Raw genomic sequence first — 23,915 nt, 5'->3', positions numbered from 1 at the left:
CGAAACCGAACAATCGACTAATCTTTAATTAGAGATAGAAGTCGGATCACAAACAAGAAAGTACGCTCTACGTAACGGTAAAAACTTAACGTATAGCAAGCATACGATTCAGTGCCTGTTCAGCGTCCTGTCTGATCTGAGCATCCACACGAATGACCCCCACAGGCTCTCCCCGATCAATCTGTTCCATTGCCCACAGCAAATGCGGAAGATCGATCCGGTTCATGGTCAGACAAGGACACATATCGGGATTGAGCGATTCAATCTGCTGTTCAGGGTACTGCTGTCTAATCCGTTGCACGAGATTCATCTCTGTGCCAACGGCCCATTGGGTCCCCGGCTCTGCCGCACGGATCGTATCGATGATGAATTTGGTGGAGCCAGCACAATCTGCGAGCTGTACAACCTCGTGAGAGCATTCGGGATGAACGATGACCCGGATATTCTTATCACGTTCACGGACGTTGCGAATGTGATCTACCGTAAATTTTTCATGAACTGAACAGTGCCCTTTCCATAAAATGATTTTCACAGTTTCCGGGTTTCGTTCAGTCTCCAACTGATCGGTCATAGGATTCCATACAGCCATTTCATCCAGCGGAATTCCAAGATCATGGGCTGTATTGCGTCCCAAATGTTGATCCGGCAAAAATAAAATACGTTCCTTTTGTTTCAGCGCCCAAGCCAGCACCTGCTTCGCATTCGAAGAAGTCACAGTAGCCCCGCCATGCCGTCCTACAAAGGCTTTGATCTCTGCGGTGGAATTTACATACGTTAACGGAATGATCGTATCGCCTACCAACTCCTGCAAATGCTTCCACGCTCGTTCCGTCTGCTCCATGTTAGCCATATCTGCCATCGAGCAGCCTGCGCGCATATCCGGCAGAACAACGGTTTGCTGGTCGGTAGTCAGCATATCCGCTGTCTCCGCCATAAAATGAACCCCACAAAACACAATAAACTCCGCTTCCTGATTTTGTGCCGCCATTTGAGCGAGCTGTAGCGAATCTCCTGTGATATCAGCAAATTGGATAACCTCGTCTTTCTGATAGTGATGGCCCGGAATGAGCAGCTTTGAGCCCCATTTTTGTTTCAGCTCAGCTACACGTTGCTCCATGTCAGCAACCGTCTGTGTTTTATAATGCTCTGGCATAAGTCCACGATTTCCTTGTAAAACGTCTAGCATAGACATTAGATTCCCTCCATATCGTTGCGGCTGACTGTCCCTCGCTCACGAATAGATAACCGCTATGTGTACAAACATATTTACATGTGTCTTGACACTTATATTTACACATGCCTACAATAATCTCAAGGGTTTTTGGAATGGAATTATTTTTAAGTGGGGAGGATTTGCTGTGATTTACTTGGACTATGCCGCTTCCACACCCATGTGTGACGAAGCTTTGCATATATATAGCGTAATGAATAAGGAAATGTTCGGAAATGCCAGCAGTCTCCATGATGCAGGCGGTCAAGCAGCCTACACACTAGATTACAGCAGGCAACGAATGGCAAATATGATTGGCGGGCATAAGGAAGGCATCTATTTTACAACAGGGGGCACAGAATCCAATATGTTGGTCGTGCAATCGATCCTGAACGGGTTGCCGCCGCACAAAAAGCATTGGATTATGAGCGCTTTGGAACATCACTCGATGTATAATCTTGCTACTTTTCTAGAACATCAGGGCTATGAGCTGACCATTGTACAACCGGATCGGGAAGGAAGAATAACCCGTGAAGTTCTTATCCCCCACCTTAGAGACAATACCGGGCTTGTATCGGTACAACACGCCAATTCGGAAACAGGGCTGATTCAGGATCTTGCTGCCTTGTCTCCCCTGCTCCACGAACGCGGTATTATGCTGCATAGTGATGCGGTACAAACATTTGGGAATGTTCACATAGATGTAGAAGCCATGGGAGTGGATGCACTCTCTATATCAAGCCATAAAGTGTATGGCCCCAAAGGTGTCGGTGCTGCATATCTCAAACCCGGAACCCCATGGCGTCCGGTATATCCTGATACACTGCATGAAAAGGGATTTCGTCCCGGAACGATTAATGTTCCAGGGATTGCAGCCTTTGTCGCAGCGGCAGAAATGATGACCGAACAGATGGAGATGCATCAGGAGCGGTATGCTACCCTGCGAAGATACTTTATTACGAAAATTCAGGAAAGATCGATTCCATTACGTTGGGTCGTAGAGGAAAGCGAAAAAAAAGCGGTGCTGCATCATATTGTAGGATGTTTTTTTCACGGTTACGAGGGACAATATGTTATGCTGGAATGTAATCGCAGCGGTGTCTGTATATCTACCGGAAGCGCATGTGCCGCCGGACATCACGATCCTTCCCCTGCCATACAAGCCCTTGGAGCATCCGGCCGTGAAGCCTTACAATTTATCCGTATTTCTTTCGGCAGGACAACCACCATCGAGGAATTGAATGTACTGGTAGATATTTTGACAGACCTGACGCATCAACAAGAAAGGAGCTTATCCCGTTGACTGAATCTTCAAAACGGTCAGGTACGGATCGCCGCGAACAGCTGCTATTGTGGCTCAAAAGCGAATCACCGCTGACCGGGAGCGAACTGGCACGCAGGTCCTCCGTTTCCAGACAAGTAATTGTACAGGATATTTCCCTGTTAAAAGCAAGCCAAGAGCCTATCCTTGCAACGAGTCAAGGATACATTTATATGGAGCCTACGGCTCAAGTCGCTCCCTTAGCCTCTCGTATTATTGTGTGTAATCACCGACCTGAACAAACAGAAGAAGAATTAAAACTGATTGTGGACTACGGTGTCAGTGTGCAGGATGTTATAGTTGAACATCCAGTATATGGAGACCTGACTGCTCCAATACGGGTCGGAACTCGCAAAGAAGTGGACGATTTTATACGTAAGATCAGTTCCACCCAAGCCACTTATTTGTCCCAGCTGACCGGAGGCATTCACCTGCATACCTTGCATGCCTCGGATGAAAATAAAATTAATGATGCCTGTGCTGCACTGGAACAAGCCGGCTTCCTGATGACAGATTAATCTTAATACGATACAAAGTAATGAAAATCCTGTCCAGTTTGTGGAGTGCAAATGCACTCCGCAGGGATGGTATGTAAATAGCAAGAATGAAAAATCCCGGCCCCCTTATAAAGGGAATCGGGAATGGACTAAGTGAGCTTAATTTCTAGCAGCTCATATTTGATTACAGCCATGGGTGCATCGACATGAATGATACTGCCCACTTCTTTCCCCAAAAGTGCCTTACCTAAAGGACTCTCATAGGAAATTTTGTTGTCCAGAACATCTGCCTCCGCAGGACTTACAACTTTGTATTCCACCTTCTCCGAAAATTCGATGTCATTCAGAATAACAGTAGATCCGATACTGACCGTTTTAAGGTCCAGATTACTTTCATCCACTATCCGAGCTTTGGTTAACATTTTTTCCAAGACCATGATCCGTGTTTCCATAAACGCCTGATCGTCCTTGGCTGAGTGATATTCACTATTTTCCTTCAGATCTCCATAGCTGATGGCCAACTTGAGGCGTTCGGCTAGCTCCTTGCGTTTTACCGTCTTCAGTTCCTTAAGCTCTTCCTCCAGCTTGGCTAATCCCTCTTTAGTTAACAATACTTCTTCGTTCGACATGGACTTATTTCAACTCCTATTTCAGCACTTTGCATAATTCAAGTTCAATACTCGAAGGTACAATATATACGAGCTAAACCGTTAGGGTCCATCTATTGCTGATTGGATAAAGCTCCTGGAATTGATGCAAAATGCTCATTTAGCTTTCTTTATTGTAGTTTACTCTAAATTGGACCAACATGCGAAAAGAAATTCAGGAATTTAGCAGTCAGCTACCTTCGGCCACAGTGATTCATATGGTAACCAAAGCTTTCTTGCTCGCATATCGTATGATCATAACGTATTTTAATGAGCACGTGCAGTGCCACTGCCCTTGTCCCAAATTTCATGAAAACCAGGCAGGAGCAGTGTATGGCGGGAGGAAGATTCAATGGCTTCCTTAGGAAAGAATGGCAACGGGAACGGGAATCGCAAATCCAAATCCCCCCCTAACGGTCAAAAGAAAAATGGATTAAACAGTAATTCGGCTATCTTTTCAGCACTTCAAGGAAAAAATGTGGAGGTCCTAGTCGCAGCCCTCCTACTAACAGGAAAACTAAACGTCGATTCCGTGACTTTATACAGACAAGCAACTTTATTTTTAGGACTCACAGGAAAATACAAAACATTAGCATCTGCCCCTACTAATGTCGATAATATGGTGAAATTTTTAAATGATAACGGCAATATGACGTTGGATCAGGTAATACAAGCCTTTTCACAGAAAATAAATAAATAAATAAATAAATAAATACTTAAGAGGTGGCGAAAGGAGATATTTGTAGTGAGTGAGTTTGATGGAGAATATTTTGCAGAGGTTATCATCATTGTGATTCTAGTTGCCATGATCTTCTATGGCTCCTCAGATATAGAGGGACTTTCCGCTTCGCCAACCCAATCCTAAAATGATAATTCCCGCAAAAAAAAACATCTACAGACTCTCGCGAGGTCAATAGATGCTCTTCTTTTTAACAGCCCATCATTTCGATTTAACGTTCCTTTACTTCTACACTTATGGTTTGACTGGAAACCTCTCCGGCAGCATTGACTAACTCGGCCCGATACTCATATGTACCCGGCTTTTGATTTTGGATATTGGTCGCAGCACTTTGAGCCTGCGGGCTTTGGCTCGACAGATCCTGCGTGTCGATCAGCTTTCCATTTTCATACAGGTTGTATTGGGTAGCATTCGTGCCCCACCACATGTTCATTGTCAGGGTATAGTCGCCGTCACCATCCCAATTATTATGAGACAACACCGGAATGCCAGGAGAAGCATCGGTCACTTCGACAGTTAACGGGTCGCTAACCGTTTTACCGGAAGCGTTGATCAGTTCGGCAGTATACGTGTAGGTTCCATTGCTCTTGCCTGTAACGGAAATGACTGCATGCTGTGCCCCAGGGGAAGCTGCATGCAATGATTGGGTTTCGATCAGCTTATCATTTTCATACAACTTGAGTTCATCACCATTCGTGCCCCACCACAGATTCATGGTGATGTTGTAATCTCCATCCTTCAGTCCGGTGTCCTGACCGTTATCATGAGACAGCACCGGTTTACCCGGCACCTCACCTGCAACGGTTTTCTCGACTCTAACGGTTACAGGATTGGATACGACCGTTTTACCGTCCAAGGTGACGCTGGCTGTAATCTCGGCGCTCCCCTCTTTTAGGGCCCGAAGTTCTCCATACGTATCCAGTGCAACGGATTCATGACTGCTGCTATACTGAACAGAGGCATTACTTAAATCAGCTTGGCTGCCATCTGTCAGCGTACCCTTGAGATGTGTGACTGTTGTATCGCCAACGTTAAATGTTGTTTGATCCAGTGAAAGCTCTACTCCCTGCAAAGTTGCGTCTGTCTGAGCTGAAAAGTCATCTAGCCCGCGCGGCTTTAACTGATAATTCCCTTTAAAAACCGCCGAAATTCCCTTCAGCTTCACTTGCTGTCCTTCTTGATACGGAAAAGATGTCCGTGTTAAGCCTGTACGTGCATCAATTCGCACATGATGGCTAACCTCACCCGCGACTGCATCAAATTCAAACGAACCTACAGGAGTTGCATCTATCACATTACGAATAATGGCAGTAGGAAGCTCAACCAGCTGTCCTTGGTTTGCATCGTTGAGTTCGGTGACCTGCACAGCTTGCGGAAGTTGTCCTTCTCCCGTTTTTTCAATAGCCACTGGATCGGTCAACTCCACTTCACTATTGTACAGTGCCAAACTTGCTGTAATCTTTACTCGATCACCTGGGTGAAATCCGCTTTGGTTTTGATATACATAAATGCCGCCACTTTCATCCTGCATGTAAAAGGCTTGAACGCCAAAAGCCCCTGGTTCTGTCGTCACAACACCCTCCAAGGTCACAACTTTGCCAGCCGAAAGAGTCCGTGCTTCTGCGACACTAATACGAGCTGGAATCGTGTTGCCATCCTCAGGCAAAGGCTGAGCCGGGACATCAGCCAACACGACGGATTGGGTCAGCAGGTTGCTGCCGTTTTGTCTCATCCTAAGATTAGCCGAACCACTGGTTCCCGGCTTGATCCGCACCGTCAGGTCTCTATAGGCATGCCCCTTGCTGTCAGATTCCAGACTAAATGTTCCGCTATAACCGTAAGAGGTCGGCCAGCTTCCATCCGGATTCTGAATCTGGGCTACTTGGTTGCCGCCCGCTACATAAATACCTGCGCTGAATCCGCTAATCGTGCTATTGGGAGCCAGTTGGTCGGCAACAATGCGAATTTGAAAAGGCTGTGCATTCGGCAGCTGCTCCTGACGAACGATGCTGTACACAGGCTGCGCGCTGGCTGTAGATCCGCCATAGGAGCCGGCCTTGAACGTTCGTTGATCCCACCATTTGTAGCCGGCTGCAGGAGCGGACCAAGGCTCTGCTTGCGGTTCCGTGGAAGCCTGAGGATCTTCAAAAGACAGCAATGCCGTCGGCTGATCAAGATGTAAGTTCTTTACATCCGACAGGCTGGTATAGTCCTCCTTCTTGGACAACCAGTCTACCATATTGACCAGTAACACGGCGTCATCCTGCTCCTTAAATCCGTCATACGTTGTCTTCTTGGTTCCTGTCTCTTCACGCAAATATTTTGGCGTTGCATCTTCAACAGGAGATGAATCCCCAATGAAGGCAGCTTTGCCTAGACCTACTTTTGCTACAGCAGCATAAGGTCCTTCCGCTATACCGCCACCGTTATAAACGCCCTGATCTACTGCATTCCCCCAAGCCTGATTGGTTTTAGGGAGATATACGATCCCCTTGGCTTTGGTCGGGTCAATAATCGCCAATGTAGATCCTGCGTGCATCGCCACATTACTCACTCCTGCTGTAATGCCGAACGCCTGCGCAGGCTCAACAATCTGATTAGCCGTGATATCGCCTAATGCATTATAGCGAAAGCGTATACCAAACTGGCTGCCTAGCCAATCTAAGCTAACCACGCCCTGCATCGCTGTCGAGCTTTTTTCTTCCTCACTCATTCCCTTCGCAGGGTCTTCCCATGCACCTCGACGGTACCCATTGATACTTTCCGACCCGTCCCAGCGATTCTTGTTGCGGTCGGCGTTATAATGATCTCCAATGAAAAAAATGCTATTGCCTGCTTTAACATACTGTTCCATTGCGGCCTGTTCGCTTTGTTTAAAAGGGATATTGGGCTCTGCTGTCACAAATACATCATAATTCTTTAAATCATTATAAGTAATAGGTGTAGATTGGCGAAGTTCATGAACATCGTAGCCATTGTTTGCAAGGGCTTGTCCGAAATCTGAGAATCCACCATCAATCACCCAATCTGCTGCGCCGGCTGTCTGTCCATGTGTATTATCGAACAATACTTTTTTACCAGCGTTTTCATTGACCACTTTGGCTGCAATGAAAGGGGCAGGGTCTGCCGGACCTTCTGCACGTGCCGGTTGTATGCCGCCTACAACACCAGCGTACAACGATAAAGTGAAAACCATTGCTGTTGCGTATTTGAAGCTACGGGATGTAAAACGACGAAAGATTCCCATTCTATTCCTCCTGTTAATTGGTTTAAGGCCCCTCTCAGAGGGGCACTAAATATAAATGTTAGCATTCATTTATGTGCGGACATGCGTTATTTTGTAAATCTTTAGGAATAATGAAAGGGAAGGAAGTTCCAATAATAAAGATAGGCTGTATGCAGCAATGTGAGTACCGCAAATACAATTTTCCCGGCAGCCCGAGTTCTTTTTTCCCCTGTAATCAGATTTGCGCCATTCACGATCAATACCCACACGGCAAGAAGTGCTGAAAGAAGCGGCAGCGTGCAAATTCCCCAGATAAACCAGGCGGAATAGCCATAGACCATCTGATTGTTAGCATAGACGACCTGTACCCCGAGAAAAATCGTATTTAGTAACGCGATGTATGCCAGATTGGATGAAATGTGATTATTCGTTTTACGGATAGCTCTGAGCACATACCTTATCATCCATATCAGCAGGGTTGTGATGAAAAATAATGAGGATGCGGCGTAGCTGACAAGCAGCGTCCAGGTACGATGCCAAAATGTCGTCTGCTTCATGGTCTCACTATCCGGGGCAATCATCATCCATGTACTGTTTTCCTGATACAGCAATATTTTAAGCTGTCCTCCCTTCTCCACAAACAGTCCATCACCTGCTGCTTGAAAAACTTTGTCTGATGCTTCATTTTGATCCGGAAATTTCCCTTTAACAATTAACGTATGATCATCTTGAATTCGAACGGTGTATTTAACACTTCCCAGCATCCGAAGCCATTTTCCCCACCCATGAATAGGATTCAAATTCAGCTGATATACACCCTCGATTTCTGGTAAAAGCTTTATTTCCTTGACAGAACGAACCGGTGACTGAGAAGCGGCCTGCGGCTCGGCGGGCAGTATTTGGGCGATCGCATTGATGACTTTTCCATGAAGCAGGGTGTCCGTATCCGCTGAGTTGCTGATTACAAAAATACCGATCTTTTGGGAGGGAACCAGTACCATTTTGGAAATAAAACCATCAATTTTCCCGGTAGCCCACAACATGTGCACTCCCGTCTCCAGTTGACCGCGGAAAAATCCGTAACCTATGCCATCAAGACGAGCGTCAGCTGCAAATTGCTGTGCATGCATCGTTTTTACCGTTTGTGGCTGGAGCACCGCTTTGCCCTTATACTTGCCTTGATTCAAATGAGTGATCAGATAATGGGAAAATTCGTTGGGTGTGACGTTCAACGCTCCTGATCCCGGCAGATTGATATACGAAAAAGGCTGTTTTAGATACGCTTCACGCTTCCACTGATAGGATTGGGCCAGTGCCGGATTATTTAGTGGCAATTCCAATGTCGCACTCGGCATATTCGTCGGCCGGAACAGATGTGTGCTAAGGTAATCATTCAGTCCCTGACCGCTTACTTGCTCCACAATGTTACCGATCAGACCAAAGGCAACATTACTGTATTCATACCGAATTCCAGGTTTGCGGATAGGAGGTTGCTTTTGAAAATACGTGCTGAGATACTGCTCTGTAGGTAAAACACCTGCCCGAGTCGAGCTGTTGATGTCGTATATCGCTTCATCTAATCCTGCAGTATGTGTCAGAAGCTGATGTAGATTAAAAGGATGATTTTGGTATTGCGAAGCTTTATAGCTGTGGAGATAGCGGTTTACGTCTTGATTCAAATCAAGTTTGTTTTGCTCGACCAGTTGCATTGCGGCGCTTGCGCTAAATGATTTGGTTAGAGAGCCGACACGAACAATAGTCTTCGCTGGGTCGAATGCCACTTTCTGCTCCAGGTCTGCATATCCATAGCCTTTACTAAAAAGAATGTGGTCTTCCTGGGTCACAACGACCGCAGCACCCGGAGTATGCAATTTTTCCAATTCTGTACTCATGATGTCGTCCACTGCTTTTTCCACTGAATTAGGTGTTATACTATCTGCTGCCCATACCGAAGCAATGAGTAGATTCCAGAGATACAACGCTGCTAAAAATGCGGATAGGTAGTAAAAGCCTCTATTCTTCATATTCAAGTACTCTCCTTACGTATGAGTTTGATTTAATAATTTGAACCGTGCGGTGATTGCATAGCGAGCAGATCTTTATACTCCGCATGGAAGCCATCAGCATGGCGCTATGAAATCATCGCACTTCCCATCGTGGGAGTGCACATGATAAAGCGAATCCTGATCGAATCGCGTAAGTGGAAGGCTTCTTACTTGTTCGATCAGGATTCATGGGTTACAGATTAAAATTGGTGATAACTTCTAATCATTCGTCAAGACTAGATTTTCAAGAATTATGATGTGTTAAACCTTGTGCCATGCCTTTGTCCATGTTCCGGGTAATCTTTTGTATCGCGGCACGGATCCCTTTTACATTTTCTTCGATAAATCCGGGTTCCAGCAGTTCATAATGATTCCCAATCAAGCTATGTTCTTCATAGCTTCCTTGTGTAGCGTCTTTCCATAAAAGTCGATTATCTCCTGTGCCCTTCACCGTTTCCGATCCAACGGCGTCAAAACCATGAATATTCGCCTGAACCTTTTCAGTGTTCACAAGCTGATTGCCATACACCGCATAAGCGATCATTTTACGCTGGTACGTTTCATTCAGCAGCTCGCGGTAAGATTCAGGAACCTGTTCCAGCATCGCATGAATTTCCTGCTCTGTTTCTTCGTCTGTGAAAGGCAGGGCTTCCGTTCTTTTGACTGAATCAAGCATAAAAATGTCGGATACAGCATGACCTTGACGCTCCAGTGTAGAGGCAACCTTATGCGCTAGATTCCCACCTATGGAATAACCAAGTAGTACATACGGACCTTGCGCTTGCGTGCTGACGATAAGATCAACATAACGTGCCAACATTGCCTGCTCATCCGCAGCATCATCTACGAACTCTAACCCGTACACGACTGCGTCTTGATCCAGTTGTTTCGCAAGCTCTGCAAACGACAGCCCGTATCCAAGCATCGGCGGAAAGCAGAAGATGGAGACCGGACCGTGTTCATTCAACCGAATGATTGGACTATCAGCCTTGTATTCCAGATCAGCTTTCAATAATGTGAGCGCCTGCTCTTCTATGGTCGGGAACTCCAGCACACTACGTATAGGAAGCTCAATGCCTGTGGCAAGGTGAACTTTGCGTATAAGCTCCAGTACTTTCAAGGAATGTCCACCCAACGTGAAAAAGTCATCGTGGATACCCACTTGTGGAATATCAAGCACTTCCTGCCAAATGGCTGCCAGTAACTGCTCCACGTCGGTTCGCGGTGCAACATATTCTATACCCGTGCGCAGCGCTGTGTCCGGCGTAGGTAACGCTTTTCGGTCGATTTTGCCGTTGGCCGTCAGCGGAATACGCTCCATCTGTACGAATACGGATGGAATCATATAGCTTGGTAGACTGCCCAATAGTACAGCTCGAATCTCACGGACAGTCAGCTGCTCATCAGCCGTGAAGTAAGCACATAATTGCTGCTGACCTATTCCATCCTGCAAAGCAATAACAACGCTGTCCCGCACGAGCGGCACACTTGCCAACCGTGCCTCCACTTCGCCCAGTTCAATTCGATAACCGCGAATTTTCACCTGATGGTCAATCCGGCCCAGATATTCAATGTTGCCGTCCGGCATCCATCTTGCCAAATCGCCTGTACGGTACATCCGCTCATAGCCTGCTTTGCCTCCAGCAAACGGATCTTTCACAAATTTCTCGGCCGTCAGCTCTGGACGGTTCAGATAACCTCGGGCTACACCTACACCGCCGATGCACAGCTCACCCGCGACCCCGATCGGCTGCAATTGCTCTGTGCCTTCCTTCACGATGTACAGACGAATGTTCTGAATCGGTTTCCCGATCGGAATAACCGCATATTCCTCATCCGGCTCGCAATCGAAGTACGATACGTCCACCGTCGCTTCGGTTGGACCATACAGGTTGATCAGCTTCGCTCCGGCCAAGCTCGACACGAGCCGCTGGAACCGGGCCACATGCTGTGGCGGTAAGGCTTCACCACTGGCAAAAACATGGCGCAGCGTGCCTAGCTTCGCTTGCATCGCTTCTCGTGGTTGCTGCTCCACATACTCCAGGAACGCATGCAGCATGGCCGGTACAAAGTGCATCGTGCTCACGCCATCACGAGCAATCGTGTCCACAATCTCTTCCGGGTTCTTTTCCCCGCCGACCGACAGCAGACTCACCTTCGAGCCGACCATCGACCACCAGAACAGCTCCCACACCGACACGTCAAAGGTGAAGGCGGTCTTTTGCAGGATCGTATCTTCCGCACTTAAGCCGTAACGATCATGCATCCACAAAATCCGGTTCAGCACGGAATGGTGCTCCACCATTACGCCCTTCGGTTTTCCGGTGGAACCGGAGGTATAGATCACATAGGCGACATGGTGCGGTCCGGGCAGTGGCTCCAGATTCGAGCCATCTTCGTGATAGATGTCCTCGTGATCCAGCACAAGCACCTGGCCATCGAAGCTCAGCGATACTTGCTCCGCTAAATGCGATTGCGTCAACACCAGCTTCGCTCCGGAGTCCTCCAGCATAAAGCAGATGCGGTCGGCCGGAAATTCCGGATCAATTGGCACATAGGCTCCGCCGGCCTTGAGGATCGCATAGATGCCTACGATCATGTCTAGCGAGCGATATACCATAATACCTACCGACTGATCTGGTTTAACCCCCTTCGCGCGTAAAGTCCGTGCAAGGCGGTTGGCTCGCTCGTTCAGTTCACGGTAAGTTAAAGATTGTTGACCCCAGACGACGGCGATATGATCCGGCGTGCGTTCCACCTGCTCCTCAAACCGTTTTTGGATCGTCTGATTGTAGGAATATGCTAAGGCCGTGTCATTAAATTCTCCTATAATCTGTTGTTTTTCTGAGGCTGTAACCAATTCCAGCTCTTCAACGCAAACATTCGGGTTAAGCAAAATTTGCTCTAGCAGATGCACAAAATGTCCGTGCAGACGTTCAATATCTGCTTGATCAAAGCAGAGTGCGTTATACATAAAACGAATTTTTATGCCTTCTCCCGGCATAACGACGATGCTCAAATCATAGTTAGTCTGTTCTGTAGCCGTCACGTTGGAAACCGATAATAACTCCTGCCCGTCACTACCCATTTCTTCAATCTGCTCATCCACCGGATAATTTTCAAACACCATAATATGGTTAATTAAATTCTGTTTCTGGTCGGTCAGTGCCTGAATTTCAAACAACGGATACGTATCATACGCATGAGAAGCCAGCGCTTGCTCCTGCATTTTCTTCATAACTTCCGCAAAAGTTTCCCCTGCTTCACTACGGATGCGAACAGGAATGGTATTAATGAACAAGCCAATAATATCCTCGACCCCGATAATATCCGATGGACGACCTGAGACGACACTGCCAAATACAACATCACTATGGTTGTTGTACTTTTGCAGCAGAATCCCCCATGTGGTTTGCAATAATGTATTCATGGTCACCTGATACCGCTTGGCCGTCTCCTCCACCCGGAGAGCCAGCTCATGCTCCCAATCCGTCATCCAGTCACTGGCCATATAGCCTTCACTCTTGCGACCGGATTTTACAGCTGGCAGTGCTGTTTGCTGCTCATACCCGGACAAATAGCTTCTCCAGTAGTCGGTTGCTGCGTTGCGATCCTGTGCTTCCAGCCATTCAATAAAGCGGCTGTAGGGCACCGCCGGTGCCAACTCCGGTACTCTGCGCTCCCGAAGTGCTGCATAGCTCTCAAACACTTCTTTGTTTACAAGGGACAGACACCAACCGTCCATCACAATATGATGGAAGCTCCACACAAAATGATAACGATCTTCCCCAGTGCGCAAAATCGCTACACGCAGTAGGACATCCCGACGCAGATCAAAGCCTCGTGCTTTATCTTGCAACTTGAAATTGGTCAGCTGTGTATCCCTTGTATCGCTATCCAGCTCTCGTAAATCTTCGTAATAGAAGCCACAATCTTGGTTTCGATACACTACCTGCAAAGGCTCCGTATCCCGTCCAAAATAAAAGTGTGTACGCAGCGCCTCATGTCGCCGAACTAGAGTATTCAGGCTTTCTGCAAAAGCATGAATGTCCAGCTGACCTTGCATATCATAAGAAACCTGCTCAAAATACGCGTCATTGGCAGCTGCTTGACTATCGAGTTGGCTGTGAAACAGCATCCCTTTTTGCATTGGGGTCAGGGTATAGACATTGTCGATCTCACCCGTAGCACCCATCTCAGACAACAAGCTGTCCAACTCCTCAACACGCATTCCTTTATAGGAAATATCGCTTGGGGTTAGCTCTGGATGTTGTTTATGAATGCAATGCTTCAAAATTTCACGCAGGCTCGATTCCAATAAACTGGCCAATCGCTCGATCGTCTCTGGTCGATAGCTGGTACGACTATAGCTAATTGTCAGCCCCAGTTGGCCTCCTGAAATGATGCCGCCAAAATCCAGCGTATACGTCCGAGCCATAGTCGGGCTAAGTGGCATACCTCCACTATAAGGAGACGACTGCAGGTCATTTCCCTTCATATCCTGATCAAATTGTCCTAAATAGTTAAAGCTGATCTCAGGATCTACCTCACATAGGGCTGGAGATACTTCGGCTAAATATTTCAGTATCCCGTAACCTATTCCTTTTTGCGGAATACTGCGCAATCCTTCTTTCGCATGCTTGATTCGCTGCGAAAGAGCCGTTTCTTTTGGCATATCGAGTAAAACAGGATATTGGCTTGTAAACCACCCAATCGTCCGGGTAATGTCCACCTCTGGTAAAATGGCTTCACGACCATGTCCCTCTAGATTAATTAGGAAACGATCATGACCACTCCATGCTTGCAATGCCATTCCTACTGCCGTCAGCAACAGGTCATTAATTTCTGTACGGTAGGCACGATTGGCCTGCTTGAGCAATTGCTCTGTCTCTTCGTGTGTCCACAAAGCAGTAACCGACTCACTATCGCCAATCAATGGCTTGTCGTGCTCGTTATGTCCATAATCTTGCGGCAGAGGTGCCGGTTTCGCTTGTGCAATCCCCTCCCAATACGCCCGCTCACGTTCCATCGCTGGGCTGTTGGCATAGGCGTGCAGCTTCTCGGCCCATGTTTGAAACGAATCCGTCTTGTGCGGTAACTGAATCACCTGTTCGCCCTTGGCGGCTTGCTCATATGCTGTCGCCAAATCCTCGAATAGGATGCGCCAGGATACCCCATCCACTGTCAAATGGTGAATCACGACCAACAGATGATCTCCATCCGGGCAACGGAATAGGCCGAGCCTCATCAATGGCCCTTCGCTCAAGGAAATACTGGATTGAATTTCATTGCATTTAGCCTCAATCATTTTCTCCAAATTCTCTTCAATTACTTCGCTATCCCTATAGTCAAAGCACTCCAAATGGTACGGTTCGCCTTCCCCTACACCTCGGTTCCATGCCGTATATCCGTTCTCCGACGAACGAAAAGTCATTCGCAAGGCGTCATGGTGCGCTGTAATCTGATGGAGTGCCAGCCGAAGTGCCCGTTCGTTATAGCCTTCCTGCCGATAGAGCATGACAGATTGGTTGAAATAATGTGGTTCATCCGTTGACTGTTCAAAGAACCAGCGCTGAATCGGTGTAAGCACAACATGTCCCGTAACCTCACCCTGCTCGGCTACTCGTTTAACTGGCTGAATATATGTGCTCAATCCTGCAATCGTTGGATATTTGAACAAATCCTTCATTTCCAGCTTGTATCCAGCCTGAAACAAGCGGGACGATACTTGGATAGCCTTGATGGAGTCACCACCCAAATGGAAAAAGTTATCTTGTGTGCCTACCTTCTGTATACCCAGAATGGCTCCCCAAGCCGCAGCCAAGGCCAGTTGGACATCTGTCTCAGGTGCCACATAATCCATACCTGTATCGACATTAGGCTCAGGTGCAGACAGTGCCCTACGGTCTACTTTGCCATTCAGTGTCAAAGGCAGTTTCGACAGCTGCACAAAGTAGGAAGGCACCATATAGCTCGGCAGATCCTGTGATAACACACTACGTAAGTCGCTAGCGCTCAATTCGCTGTCTGTTACAAAATATGCACACAGCTGTTTTTGCCCGCTATCGTCCTGCCGCACAGTAACAACAGATTCCTTCACACCTGCAATCGTGGACAAACGGGTTTCAACTTCACCCAGTTCGATGCGGTAGCCGCGAATTTTGACCTGCTCATCCATTCTTCCCTTGTACTCCAGTACGCCATCAGCACGCCAACGCACCAAATCCCCTGTACGATAGCAATATTCTTCAGGCCGGAATGGACTTTCAATAAACTTTTCTGCCGTAAGCTCAGGCCGGTTCAGATACCCGAGTGCCACGCCATCGCCACCGAGAAGGAGCTCGCCCCACGCCCCGACAGGCTGCAATTTTAACGAACGATTGACCACATAAATGGTGGAATGATCAATCGGACGTCCAATGGGAACACCTTGAGTTTGCGGTTCTGTAATTTCATAGGTGGTGGAAAAGGTCGTGTTCTCTGTCGGCCCATAAACATTACTCAACCGAAGCTGCGGGTACTCCTTCAGCACGCGGTTAACATGTGGTACGGACATCACATCCCCACCCACGAGCAATTCCTTTAGGGATGCAAACACTTCAATGTCTTGCTGTGAATGCTGATTGAATAAAGCCGTGGTCATGAACATGGTGTTAATACGATACTTGTTCATCACTTGTTTGAACTTGGCAGCATCCAAAATAGTGTCATGATTTACTACATATAATTGACCACCGTTCAGCAGCGTTCCCCAGATTTCAAACGTGGAGGCATCGAATACAACTGCGCCCATTTGCAGCATACGCGTATTTTCGTCAAGCGTGGCGTAGCTATTGCCTTTCACCAACCGTGCGACATTACGGTGATTGACCATAACGCCTTTCGGCTTGCCTGTCGTACCAGAGGTGTATATGACATGCGAAAGATCTAAGGCAGACCCCCCATTTGTAATGGAAGCTGATTCATGAGTATGAGTGTATCCTTCAAATTCGCTGCTCCATAGTTGCGCATCACTCAAATCGATAACCGGAATACCTGGTTCAAAAGAAATCTGTTCCCGTCGCTGTGACAGTAACAGCTCGGCACCGGAATCCTCCAGTAAATAACGGATACGCTCTTCCGGATACTCGGGATCAATAGGAACGTAAGCCCCGCCTGCCTTCATAATAGCCAGCATGCCCACGACCATTTCAATGGAACGCTCAGCTACTATCCCTACTCGCTGTATCTGAGCCCCGGACCCACGCCGTATCCCATGGGAAGTAAGGACACATGCCAGACGATCGGAACGCTCATTCAGCTCGCGATAAGTGAGCTGTGTGTCCGCAAAGGTGATCGCTAGTCGATCTGGCGATTGTGCAACCTGTTCCTCGAACAGCACATGCAGTAATTGATCCCGTGGATACGGAGAGTCTGCTGCTGTAGTGCTGAATTGCTCCACCAGCTGCTCTTTTTCTTGGGCCGAAACCATTTCTATAGCCGCAAGAGCGATCTCCGGCTGTTCTATAACCACATTGATTAGCTGCTGTAAATGTACAGCCAGTCGTTCGATGGTTTCGCGTTTGTACAGCCGGGTTCCGTATTGAAAACCGCAGGCAATTTGTTCCCCATCCTCCTGCGCGAACAGACTTAGATCAAATTTGGCCGTTGTTTGTTCACTCGGATAGGGCGCTAATTGCAGCTCTGCCAGCTGCTGCTCTGTTTGCTCCAGGTTTTGTAAAGCAAACATGGTATCAAATAATGGATTGCGGCTTAAATCCCGATCCACGCCCAGCTTTTCTACCAGCTCTTCGAAAGGATAATCCTGATGTTCAAAAGCCTTTAACGCGTTATCCTTGACCTCCAGCACATAATCGCGGAATGTTTTCCCGCCTTCCGGATAATTGCGGATCGCCAGTGTATTGACGAACATCCCAATCAGACTGCTAAGATCAGCATGTGGCCGCCCCGCAATCGGCGAGCCGACAATAATATCCTCCTGCCCGCTGTATTGGCTAAGCAAAGTCGTATAGGCAGCCAACAGCACCATATATAAGGTCGATTCGGTCTGCATCGCAATGCCTTTTAATCCTTCGCTTTGCCGTTGATCGAGCGTAAATTCCAGTACATCTCCTTCAAAGCTTCTCACCGCCGGACGTGGATAATCCGTCGGGATATCCAGCACTGGCAGCTCTCCTGCGAAGGTATTGAGCCAGTAATTTTCCTGTTCCTGATAGCGTTCACTTTGCTGCTGTTCCTGCTGCCATGCAGCATAGTCCTTATACTGAATGCGCAGCGACGGCAGCGTGTCCCCCGCATATAAGTGGATGAAGTCCTGAATCAATACATTTATAGAGGTGCCGTCCGAAATGATGTGATGCATATCCAGCAGCAAAATATGATGCTCTGGCCCAGTTTCAATCAGACCCGCCCGGAACAGCGGAGCATGCGCAAGATCAAACGGCTGAACAAAGCCATGCACCAGCTCATCCGTTTCCTTTTGGTCAGCTCCGTGGGCATGAATCAACTCCACGCGAAAAGGAACCTCGTCATGTACTCGCTGGACAGGTTCACCGTTCATGCTCTCAAAGCTTGTGCGCAATGTTTCATGGCGATTAATAAGCTGACGGAACGCGTTATCCAGTGCCTTGTAATCAAGTGAACCGGTCAATGTCAAGGCGCCTGGTATGTTATAGCTAGTTCCCGCTCCATCAAGCTGATTGAGAATATACATCCGTTTTTGAGCCGAGGATACCGCATAAAATGGCTTATTTCCCGAAACAGGAATGGATTCATAGGTGGTTTGCTCCAGTGCTTCAATAACCTGCGCAAGCTGTTCGATGGTTGGGTGCTGGAACAGGTCCTTTAGCTGCACATTTTTATGCAATTCCTTATGGATGAGCGAGATGACATTTGTCGCCCGTAAGGAATGACCTCCTGCTTCAAAAAAGTTATCCTTAATCCCAATGCACTCAAGTTCCAGCACATCTTTCCAAATGCTGACCAGTTGTGCTTGTAACTGATTTTGAGGAGCTACATATTCTGCACCTGAGCTTATGCTTCCCTGCGGCTGAGGCAAAGCTCGACGATCCACCTTGCCATTAGGCGTCAATGGCAACTGCTCCAACTGCACAAAATACGACGGCACCATATAGCCCGGCAGTTCCCGGCTCAAAGCGCTGCGGAGCTCACTTAACTGTGCATTCGCATGAGTTACTACATAAGCGCAGAGCTGCTTTTGCCCCTGCTCATCCTCATGTGCAGTCACAACAGCTTCTCGCACCACCTCCAGCTTCAACAGCTGCGCTTCCACCTCGCCCAGCTCGATCCGGTAACCCCGGATTTTCACTTGCGCATCGATCCGTCCCTTGTATTCCAGCGCCCCATCTGCATTCCAACGTACCAGGTCCCCGGTGCGATAGCAGCGTTCGCCGTTACGGAACGGACTATCGATGAACTTTTCAGCCGTTAAGTCCGGACGGTTGCGGTATCCACGTGCCACCCCATCACCGCCCACTAGCAACTCACCCCATACCCCGACGGGCTGAAGCTGCATCGAACGGTCCACGACATATGCTGTCGAATTATGGATCGGTCTGCCAATTGGCACAGATTCCGATTGCACACCGTTGATCGCATGCACTGTGGAAAAGGTCGTATTTTCAGTTGGGCCATAGATATTACTGATTCGCAGGGACGGATGAGCCTTCAGCACCCGAGTCATATGTGGTACGGACATCACATCACCGCCGACCAGCAGTTCCCGTATCCCCTCGAACAGCGCCAGATCCTGCTGAGACAGCTGGTTAAAGAGCGGTGTGGTCAGAAACATCGTGGTAATGCCGTGGCTGCGTACAGCTTCCTTAAGCTTAAGCACGTCCAAAATGACATCCTGACTCACTAGCACAAGCTGTCCACCATTTAGCAACGCCCCCCAAATTTCAAAGGTGGACGCATCAAAGACAACAGACCCAGTCTGCAAAATGCGCGTGTCCGCATCCAAACGTGCATAGTTTGCATGTTTCACCAAACGAACGACATTGCGATGTTCCACCATTACCCCTTTGGGCTGGCCTGTTGTCCCTGAGGTGTACATAATATAGGCCAATCGATCAGCTGCGGTCGCCTTCGGTTGTTCTTCAGCTGCATAAACCTGCTGTATTGGTTTAGCTTGTTCTGATTGCGTAGCTTCTGTTGGGATAGTTGTAGTAGAAGCAAGTTCGGGACTAGCAGAAATAGAATAGAGTGGGTTTAGGCAGTCCACATATCCCATATTACCCGTATCTGTACTCATCCCGTTATCATACGACAAAACGGAATTGCAGCGATCAGCATCATCTGTTTCATAGATCGCATCATCACTCAGGTCAAGTACTATTCCCTTAAAATCTGTGGGCCGATGCTCCATTTTTTGTACAAGTAGTATCTTGGTCTCGGAATCCTCCAGCAAATAACGCACGCGCTCGTCCGGGTAATCAGAGTCAATCGGAACATACACCCCGCCTGCTTTAAGAATCGCGAGCATGCCTACAATCATCTCAATCGAGCGCTCAGCTACAATGCCGACTGTCTGTTCAGTACGGATTCCCTGCTTACGTAAAAAATGAGCCAGTCGGTTGGCCTTTTCATTTAATTTTTCATAGGTTAGGCTATTGGGTCCAGACACTACTGCCACCTGCTGTGGTACCTGCTTCGCCTGTATCTCGAACAATTCATGAATGGAAGCATCACGTGGATAATCTACAGCTGTATCGTTGAAAGTATGAACCAGCTGCTCTACTTCTTGTTCTGACAGCACTTGTGCTGTGCAAATCTCCAACTCTGGCTGATGTAAAACAACGGTATACAGCCGTAATAGCTGCTCAACAAAGCGTTCAATCGTCACCTGGTCGTAACGGTCGCTACTGTATTTCACGTTTAGAGAAACTGCAGCATTTTCCCATTGAAATTGAAAATCCAGCTCAGATTGCACGTGATGTAGAAAGTCAGAAATGTGAATATTTTGCAAGGAGGCCGTGGTGTGGATAAGAGGCTTGTCGTCCTTGTTACGTAGGATTTCAAGCCCCTCGGTATAGTTCCAAAAAGGAATATTTTGGTGTCCAATAGCTTCACTGACAGAGGTTTTGATCTGAGACAGCAAGGTTTTGAAGGTCGTTGAAGAATCCAGCGTATTTTTCAATAAAAGCAGATGGTTGATTGGCTTGGTAGCACCGTTGCCAGACTTGGCTACAGGAATGCCCAGCAGCACACTTTCTTCACCTGTGTATTTATGCAATAAACTTTCTACTCCAGCAAGCAGAACCATAAATACAGCCCATGGAGCCCCACCTGTTATAGATGATATTCTTTGGGAAATTTCTGATGGAAATGTCAGCGTGTACGTATGACAATTAGAATCTGTTGCAGCTGTATCCCTGGACACATGGTTGGTATATGGCAAGCAGATGATACGATCCTCGGATTCCAGCTTATGACTCCAGTAATTTTTCTCTTTCTCAAATAAGGCTTTCAATGACATCCCTCCTGCTTTATGGGGTCTGTACCCCGGTTGGAATGGTGCGTTGTTACGTAGATGAGCGTTGTATCGGAAAAAGAATACTTTGCAGGCAAGGGCAGTCGGACGAAGCCGCTGCCCTTTGCACATGCAAAGTGAAATCATTGCCTTTTAGAAACCTGAAAACTGATCTAGAAAACAAAGTCGATGGAATCCGGTGAGAAGCCTTCTGCTTGTTCACCCAAGTTCACCTGAATATCGCTTAATTGCAAATCTGGATTGGCCGCAACCTGTGACAGGATCGCTATCAAATCTCCGGTTAATCGTTCAATAACATCTGCGCTAAACAGCTTCGTGCAATATTCAAAGGAACCCTTGATCTGCCCGTCTTCATCACTCATGGACAAGGTAAAATCAAATTTGGAAATACGATGCTCCTGCACATAAGGACTGAAGGACAACGTTTCAAGCTTCGCTTCCTGCGACTCCGTATTTTGCAGTACAAACATAGTATCAAACAACGGATTACGGCTTGCATCCCGTACTATATCCAGCTTTTCCACCAGCTCTTCCAGCGGATAATCCTGATGCTCGAAGGCTTGCAGCGTACGATCTCGGGCTTCCAGTAGGTAGTTATGGAACGTTGAGTTGCCCTGCGGCTGGTGCCGGATGGCTAGTGTATTGACGAACATGCCGATCAGCGGCTCCAGTTCAGGTAACAAACGACCTGCTACCGGCGTACCGATGATCAAATCATCCTGACCGCTATATTTGGACAACAGAACGGTGTAGGCGCTCATCAGCACCATGTACAGCGTACTTCCGGTCTGTGCTGCCACTTGGTGCAATTGCTCAGATACATTCGGGTCCACGGTAAACTCATACGTTGCTCCCTCGAAGCTGCGAACAGCAGGTCTAGGATAAGCAATCGGCAAATCCAGCACCGGTAATTCCCCGGCTAAATGCTCCAGCCAGAACTGTTCCCGGCGCTGGTAGGACTCACGCTGCATTTCCTGCTGCTGCCACACCGCATAGTCCTTGTACTGAATTGGCAGCGGCTTCAAGGCCTGTCCCTCGTACAGTTGTCCTAGCTCCTGCACGATATTGTTAGACGATACACCGTCTGAAATAATATGGTGCATGTCGTACATCAGGAGATGGCGCTCGGGTCCGGTTTGAATAAGACGGACACGCAGCAGCGGTGCCTGCCGAAGATCGAAGCTGCGTACAAAGGACTCGATATACACTTCCGCTTCGGACTCACTGGCCTGCAGGCGCTCTACTGCAAACTCAACCTGATCGTAAACCCGCTGAACGACCTCGCCGTCCACCATTTCGAAGGAAGTCCGCAGTGTTTCATGGCGGGCTACTAACTGTCGGAACGCATCCTCCAGTCGATCTGCCTGAAGCGGCCCCTCTACTACTAATACACCCGGCATATTATAGCTGACATCCCCACCTTCCAGATGGCTCAAAATGTACAGTCGTTTTTGCGCCGAGGAGACAGGATAGTAAGACTGTTTCGCGGCTGCAGGGATCACCGTATAGGTGTCTGTCCCGTGCGTTGCGATGAGCTGGGCTTGCTGCTCAATCGTAAAGTGCTGGAACACCTCACGCAGTGTCATTCGGCTGTCCAGTTCCTGATGGATTTTGGCCACCAGCGACGTTGCCCGCAGGGAGTGCCCCCCCACATCGAAGAATGAGTCGGTGACGCCTACGCTGGACAGCTTCAATACCTCCTGCCAGATTTGCGCTAACTTGGCCTCCAGCGGCGTCCGCGGCGCAACATACTCCAGACCTCCTTCAAGGCGTGCTTCCGGTGCTGGCAACGCCTTCCGGTCGATTTTCCCGTTTGGCGTCAGCGGGAAACGATCCAGCTGTACCACATACGTCGGGATCATGTAATCCGGCAGCTTCGGCTGCAGCGCATTCCGCAGTTCCGGTAGACTCAGCGACTCCGAAGCTACGATATAGGCACACAGATCCTTGTGTCCGTCTTCGTTTTCCCATGCCGTAACCACGGCTTTTTGGATACCGTCCACAGTCAGCAGCTGTGCTTCCACCTCGCCCAGCTCGATCCGGTAGCCGCGGATTTTCACCTGGTGGTCGATCCGGCCCAAATACTCGATGCTGCCATCCGGCAGCCACCGTGCCAGGTCGCCCGTTCGGTACATCAGGTTGCTGTGGGCATTTGGAGCTTGTTCGACTTCCAGTGGAGCCGAGGCAAACGGATTCGGAATAAACTTCTCAGCCGTCAGTTCCGGCAGGTTGAGGTATCCTCGTGCGATACCTGCACCTCCAATATAGAGCTCACCCGCGATCCCGATCGGTACCAGCTGTTGTCGAGTGTTCAAGATGTACACAGCCTGGTTCGCTATCGGCGTTCCAATGGATACTGTATGCTCCCCTTTTTCCAGCAGTACATTCAGTGACTCTACATCTTCAATCGTATAGGCTGTTGCATCTACCGTCGCTTCGGTCGGACCATACACGTTCGTAATGACCGGGCGATACCCCGACCATTTGTGTAGGAACCCCTGTACCAGCTGCACGGATAAGGCCTCGCCCCCGATCAGGTAATGCTTCACATCCGGCGCTTCGGTCACATTGACGCTTTCGTTCAAAATATGCAGATGCGCTGGTGTGCCGTCCGACAGATCGATTCGGTGCGTGCGATAGTAGGCGATCAAATGCTCTCCGCTCAGGCTGACGTCACGGGACACCACATGCAGGGTGTGGCCTAGCAGCAAGCTGGCA

The 23,915-nt window shown here is 48.3% G+C and carries 9 protein-coding genes; 3 read left to right on the top strand and 6 right to left on the bottom strand.

The genetic code is table 11. The features are described from left to right. Window positions 1-85: 85 nt before the first annotated feature. A complete protein-coding gene (gene nadA / locus ACU1JV_RS24910) occupies window positions 86-1,192 on the bottom strand; it encodes a quinolinate synthase NadA (protein ID WP_413986088.1) in 1,107 nt (368 codons plus the stop codon). A 166-nt stretch (window positions 1,193-1,358) separates the two neighbouring features. On the opposite strand from nadA, the gene ACU1JV_RS24905 reads away from it, so the two are divergent. After that, the gene (locus ACU1JV_RS24905) at window positions 1,359-2,513 is read left to right on the top strand and encodes an IscS subfamily cysteine desulfurase (protein ID WP_040101414.1); all 1,155 of its coding nucleotides are present in this window, start codon (window positions 1,359-1,361) and stop codon (window positions 2,511-2,513) included. Beyond that, window positions 2,510-3,049: a transcription repressor NadR gene (locus tag ACU1JV_RS24900; RefSeq protein ID WP_013371006.1), complete on the top strand. Its 540-nt coding sequence runs from the start codon at window positions 2,510-2,512 to the stop codon at window positions 3,047-3,049. The genes ACU1JV_RS24905 and ACU1JV_RS24900 overlap by 4 nt, the downstream gene beginning before the upstream one ends. 128 nt (window positions 3,050-3,177) lie before the next feature. Here ACU1JV_RS24900 and greA read toward each other — a convergent pair whose 3' ends face one another. After that, window positions 3,178-3,657 (bottom strand): transcription elongation factor GreA, encoded by a 480-nt coding sequence (greA, locus tag ACU1JV_RS24895; protein WP_013371005.1) that lies wholly within the window; start codon window positions 3,655-3,657, stop codon window positions 3,178-3,180. Window positions 3,658-4,027: 370 nt separating this feature from the next. Between greA and ACU1JV_RS24890 the strand changes: the two genes are divergently transcribed. Beyond that, complete coding sequence (locus ACU1JV_RS24890; RefSeq protein WP_013371003.1) at window positions 4,028-4,375, top strand: hypothetical protein; 348 nt, start codon at window positions 4,028-4,030, stop codon at window positions 4,373-4,375. A 250-nt stretch (window positions 4,376-4,625) separates the two neighbouring features. On the opposite strand, the gene ACU1JV_RS24885 is transcribed toward ACU1JV_RS24890, so the two are convergent. From ACU1JV_RS24885 to ACU1JV_RS24870, 4 genes are all read right to left on the bottom strand, one after another. After that, window positions 4,626-7,661, bottom strand: a complete 3,036-nt coding sequence (locus tag ACU1JV_RS24885; protein ID WP_413986087.1) for a chitinase N-terminal domain-containing protein — start codon at window positions 7,659-7,661, stop codon at window positions 4,626-4,628. A 101-nt stretch (window positions 7,662-7,762) separates the two neighbouring features. Then, entirely contained in the window at window positions 7,763-9,664 is a 1,902-nt protein-coding gene (locus ACU1JV_RS24880) for a serine hydrolase domain-containing protein (RefSeq protein WP_025677894.1), read from the bottom strand. 265 nt (window positions 9,665-9,929) lie between these two features. Further along, window positions 9,930-21,176: an amino acid adenylation domain-containing protein gene (locus ACU1JV_RS24875; RefSeq protein WP_413986086.1), complete on the bottom strand. Its 11,247-nt coding sequence runs from the start codon at window positions 21,174-21,176 to the stop codon at window positions 9,930-9,932. 173 nt (window positions 21,177-21,349) lie between these two features. Further along, window positions 21,350-23,915, bottom strand: a 2,566-nt coding sequence (locus ACU1JV_RS24870; RefSeq protein WP_446724696.1) for a condensation domain-containing protein, incomplete at its 5' end; no start/stop codon positions are given.

It is taken from the genome of Paenibacillus sp. T2-29 (assembly GCF_052921365.1).
This window is presented reverse-complemented; position numbering and strand designations above follow the sequence as displayed.